Source organism: Methanohalobium sp., from assembly GCF_046546175.1.
In the GTDB taxonomy this organism is placed as follows: Archaea; Halobacteriota; Methanosarcinia; order Methanosarcinales; family Methanosarcinaceae; genus Methanohalobium.
Genome location: NZ_JBKGYF010000111.1, coordinates 1 through 4778, shown reverse-complemented (window position 1 = coordinate 4778; position 4778 = coordinate 1). Strand labels below are relative to the sequence as shown.

Annotated in this window: 3 protein-coding genes and 1 pseudogene; 3 read left to right on the top strand and 1 reads right to left on the bottom strand. The window is 38.8% G+C overall.

Annotated features, from left to right (window positions below; translation table 11 throughout):
• Positions 1-405: 405 nt before the first annotated feature.
• The gene (locus ACLFMM_RS09275) at positions 406-618 is read right to left on the bottom strand and encodes a hypothetical protein (RefSeq protein ID WP_410808451.1); all 213 of its coding nucleotides are present in this window, start codon (positions 616-618) and stop codon (positions 406-408) included.
• A gap of 373 nt (positions 619-991) precedes the next feature.
• On the opposite strand from ACLFMM_RS09275, the gene ACLFMM_RS09270 reads away from it, so the two are divergent.
• From ACLFMM_RS09270 to ACLFMM_RS09260, 3 genes and pseudogenes are all read left to right on the top strand, one after another.
• The gene (locus ACLFMM_RS09270; protein ID WP_410808450.1) at positions 992-3178 is read left to right on the top strand and encodes a thioredoxin domain-containing protein; all 2187 of its coding nucleotides are present in this window, start codon (positions 992-994) and stop codon (positions 3176-3178) included.
• Between the two features lie 26 nt (positions 3179-3204).
• A complete protein-coding gene (gene ftsA / locus ACLFMM_RS09265) occupies positions 3205-4560 on the top strand; it encodes a coenzyme F390 synthetase (RefSeq protein WP_410808449.1) in 1356 nt (451 codons plus the stop codon).
• Between the two features lie 78 nt (positions 4561-4638).
• Positions 4639-4778, top strand: a pseudogene (locus tag ACLFMM_RS09260) (RNA-guided endonuclease TnpB family protein); the annotation flags it as partial.

Here is a 4778-nt window from a genome sequence, read left to right as displayed (position 1 = left end):
GTTTCCAGATTTTACCGGTCTTCGGGTTTGACATCACAGCTATATGTCCGGTTGTATTCAGATCGACACCCAGATAATCCTCCGGTTCGATTTGCTCTTTCTCAGGGACGGTTAGAAACCGTTGGCTTTCACATACCTCTGTTGCCCCACTTTCGTAATGTCCTGAGCAACACCATAAATAACGACAGGGTTTTCATTTTCATCCCTTATAACTTCTCCAAATACTCTAACATGAATTATATCCCCTGTATCCTAGCGAATCATACGATGTTCAATATTATAGGGCTTTATACTATCTAATGCTTTATCCATCTCATTACATATAAAAGAAAAATCCTCAGGATGAAGTACTTTCAAAGCATCAGAAGTAGTCAGTGTCTTGGTATCCATCCCGATTATATGGTCCTACCCGGATGAGAAAGTAAACTCGTTATTTTGGATATCCCATCCCCTGCAGGCAAGATGGGAGATTTTTTCAGCTTCTGATAATATTGCTTTATCTTTTCGCAGTACATCGTTTTCTTTCTTCAGCTCAGCTAATTTTTCAATTAGTTCGTCTTTATTTTTATCCTTAAACTCATGTTTAAATTGCTCTGATTCAAAATTTTCACTAAACAATGACTCCCCGATGGCCTTATTCTGTTTAATGGTAGATAATTTGTATTATGAATGATGCAATTAGTTTAATATTTGAGGGTTAATATTATTCCTTTAAATAAGATTGCATTTAAAATGATGAAAATATTAAAGTTTAATTTCATAACCCGTTTTTAAAATCAAATTAATTAAACTCACAATTAATATATTATCGGCTGTCGTTTTTTTTACCATAGATATAAATACCATGCAACTTCAATTTAAAATAGGGATATTAAACTTGACACATCCAACTCTAAAATTTAATTTTGCTGAATAGTGTTTTTTGCAGCATTCTGAATTGATGATTTAAAACGGGTATTAGTACACATTATCTCCATTGAAGGTGACCTAGATGAACAATGAAACAGGTGAAACTGAGGAAAAGCCAAATCACTTAATCAATGAAAAAAACCCATATTTGTTGCAGCATGCTTATAATCCAGTAAACTGGTACCCTTGGGGTGAGGGTGCTTTTGAAAAAGCGAAAAATGAAGATAAACCCATTTTTTTATCCATAGGATATTCCACATGTCACTGGTGCCATGTAATGGAAAAAGAATCCTTTGAAGATCCTGAAGTAGCCAGACTGTTAAATGAAAATTTTGTAAGTATAAAGGTTGACAGAGAAGAACATCCAGATATTGACAGTATTTATATGGATGTCTGTCAGGCACTTACCGGAAGAGGGGGATGGCCTCTTACAATAATCATGACTCCCGATAAAAAACCGTTTTCTGCTGCTACCTATCTGCCAAAGGAAAGCAGATTTGGGTTGACAGGACTTGTTGATTTACTACCCCGTATCAGTGATATGTGGTCAAAACAGAAAAGAGAACTAGTTAATCGTGCAGAACAGATTGCATCGTCCATTGAAGAGTTTTCCACCAAACAACCTGAACCCCAGGAACTGGGCAATCAGGAACTGGATACAGCTTATAAATCGCTTCTGGAAAATTACGACCCAGAATACGGTGGATTCGGTACCGCTCCAAAATTTCCTTCACCGCATAACCTAATGTATCTGATGAGATACTGGGAGCGAACATCTAGTAACAAAGCACTGGAAATGGTTGAGCAGACACTCAAATGTATGAGAAAGGGTGGTATATTTGACCACATTGGATTTGGATTCCACCGTTATTCGACAGATCGCTACTGGCTTGTTCCTCATTTTGAGAAAATGCTCTATGATCAGGCACTTCTTTCGATGGCTTATACAGAAGCATACCAGGCGACCGGAAAAACTGAGTATGCAGAAACAGCCAAAGATGTATTCACCTATGTTCTACGGGACCTGACATCAAAAGAAGGGGGATTCTACTCTGCATTAGATGCTGATAGCGAGGGTGTAGAGGGTAAATTCTATACATGGACATATGAAGAAATTCAAAATTCTCTCTCAAAAACAGAAACAAATATTGTAACCAACCTATTTAATCTAAAGAAAGAAGGTAACTTCATTGATGAGAAAACCGGTAAACCGTCAGGTAAGAATATCCCCCATTTATTGGATACACCATTATACATCGATGCAGAACCGGATGAAACACTGGATGAATTCCATAAAAAACTCAATGAGGCACATGAAAAACGCGAAGTTTGGAAACAAAACCTGCTTAAAACCATATATTCACAAAAACGCCTAGAAGTTGCAAGGAGAAAACTGTTTGAAGCACGGGAGAAACGTGTGCATCCGGCAAAGGATGATAAAATTCTTACCGACTGGAACGGTCTGATGATTGCCGCTCTTTCAAAGGGCGCACAGGTTTTTGATGATAACCGTTACAGCGATGCTGCTAGGAATGCCGCTGATTTTATTCTTGAGAATATGTATAATTCATCAGGCCAGTTGATGCACAGATACCGCGATGGAGAATCCGCAGTTCAGGGATTCGTAGACGACTATGCTTTTTTGACATGGGGATTAATCGAACTCTATGAAACCACTTTTGAGGTTAAATACCTTAAAAAGGCACTTGAACTCAACAGTTACCTAATCAGTCACTTCTGGGATAATAAAAACGGCGGATTCTATTTCACATCAGATACTGCAGACTCACCCATTGTTCGCAAAAAGGAAATCTATGACGGTGCTATTCCTTCAGGTAATTCTGTAGCAATAATGAACCTGCTTCGTCTTGGAAGAATGACCGGAAACCTTGAACTTGAGAATAAAGCATCTGATGCCATGCAGACATTTTCAAAAGCATTATCCTGGAATCCGCTCGCATCCACACATTCCATGCAAGCACTTGATTTTGTCCAGGGCTCAGTAAATGAAATAGTGATAACAGGAGATTTCCAGTCAGAAGACACTCAAAACATGTTAAAATCTCTAAGGTCTGATTTTATACCCCGTAAAATTGTGCTTTTAAAACCGGATAATGTCGAATCACCGGAAATTGTAAACATTGCAGGGTTTACCAGAAATATGAGTTCCCAAGACGGAAAAGCAACCGCACATATATGTCAGAACTATACCTGCAGTCTTCCTACAACCGATGTTACCGACATGATTGAGTCGTTAAAAAATATATAAATACATACACCACCTAAAAAGATACTATGAGTGATGTACGATATTTCAATCAGGAAATTGAAACACTGGGTCGTAATGAATTGGATGAACTTGTAGACGAGCGCGTAAAGTATACTGTTGATTATGCCTACAGGAATTCACCTTTTTACAGGAAATGGTTTGATAAATATAATATTAATCCGTCCGATATCCAGTCACATGAAGACCTTTTACAACTGCCCATAATATCAGGGGATACTATCCGCACCAACCAACCGCCTGGAACAAAGAATTTTGATTTCAAAAGTGTAGATTGGAAAGATGTGTTTACCGTACACGAAACCAGCGGAACAAGCGGTATACCAAAATCCTTCTTTTTGACATGGGAAGATTGGGAAAGATATGCTGAAAAATATACAAGGAGTTTTACATCACAGGGTTTTGGTCCCGATGATAGGGTTGTTGTCTGTGCATCCTATGGTATGAATGTGGGTGCAAATACAATGACTCTTGCTGCACGTGATATTGGCATGTCTATAATTCCAGAAGGGAAATGCACGTTTCCTGTACGTGTAATTACTTCCTATGAACCTACCGGTATCGTAGGGAATGTATTCAAACTGTTAAGACTTGCTGAACGGATGAAGAAAGAAGGTCTTGAACCATCTGAATCCAGTATAGAACGGCTGGTAGTTGGAGGAGAAAGCTTTGCAGAGGAATCAAGGAACTACCTTTCAGAAGTATGGGGCTGTGATGTGTACAACACCTATGGCAGTACCGAAGGAACAATGTGCGGCGAGTGTAGTGCGATAAATGGGCTGCATGTTCCGGAAGACCTTGTCCATCTGGATGTCTATGACCCCCGGATGAATGAATTTGTAAATGACGGTGAGTGCGGGAGAATTGTTTTTACAACACTGCTACCTGTGGGTTCAAAATGCGGAACTTTGCTACTTAATTATGATACCGAAGATACAACAGTGGTCCGTACAAGGGATAAATGCTCATGCGGTAGAACTCATATGAAAATCGAAAACCCACAGCGAGAAGCTGAGACCTTCTGGATCCAGGGGACTCCATTTAATCGTGTGGATATAGAGCGTGGAGTTTTCCAGAGGGAGAATATAGAGTATCTAACGGGAGAATATGAATCGTTCCTGTATGGTGGAGAGGAGGAAGGCGAAACCACCATGAGAGTAAGTCTTGAATGCCATGATCCTGCAAATTGTGACCAGGAAGTAGTCAGAGAAAATTTCCTGAAATCATTCTTCCATTACAAGCCTGCTCTGGAACAGGCATATTATGATGAAACCTTCAACATCATATTTAATTTTACAGGATCCGGTGAACTGGAATTTTATCGTATAAAAGGGAGACCTAAACGCGTTGTAGACCGCAGATAACTGAAAAAATGAAAAGAGGGTAAAAACCTCTAATTTAATTTAGTATTCACCGGTTCCAGTATCATCACCATCAGTTAAACAGCACAACAGACACTAAAACTGATGGATAAAAACTGGAAATCTTTCTTCCAATCAATTAAAGACTGGAAAAATAACCCGGAATATTACTATTCAAAACCCAACCCACCAAAATATAAAAAGAAAAATGGCGAAAATAT

Bases quoted from the DNA above. Each gene is read 5' to 3' on its own strand.
- ACLFMM_RS09270 (WP_410808450.1), top strand. From the start codon at position 992: ATGAACAATGAAACAGGTGAAACTGAGGAAAAGCCAAATCACTTAATC.
- ftsA (WP_410808449.1), top strand. From the start codon at position 3,205: ATGAGTGATGTACGATATTTCAATCAGGAAATTGAAACACTGGGTCGT.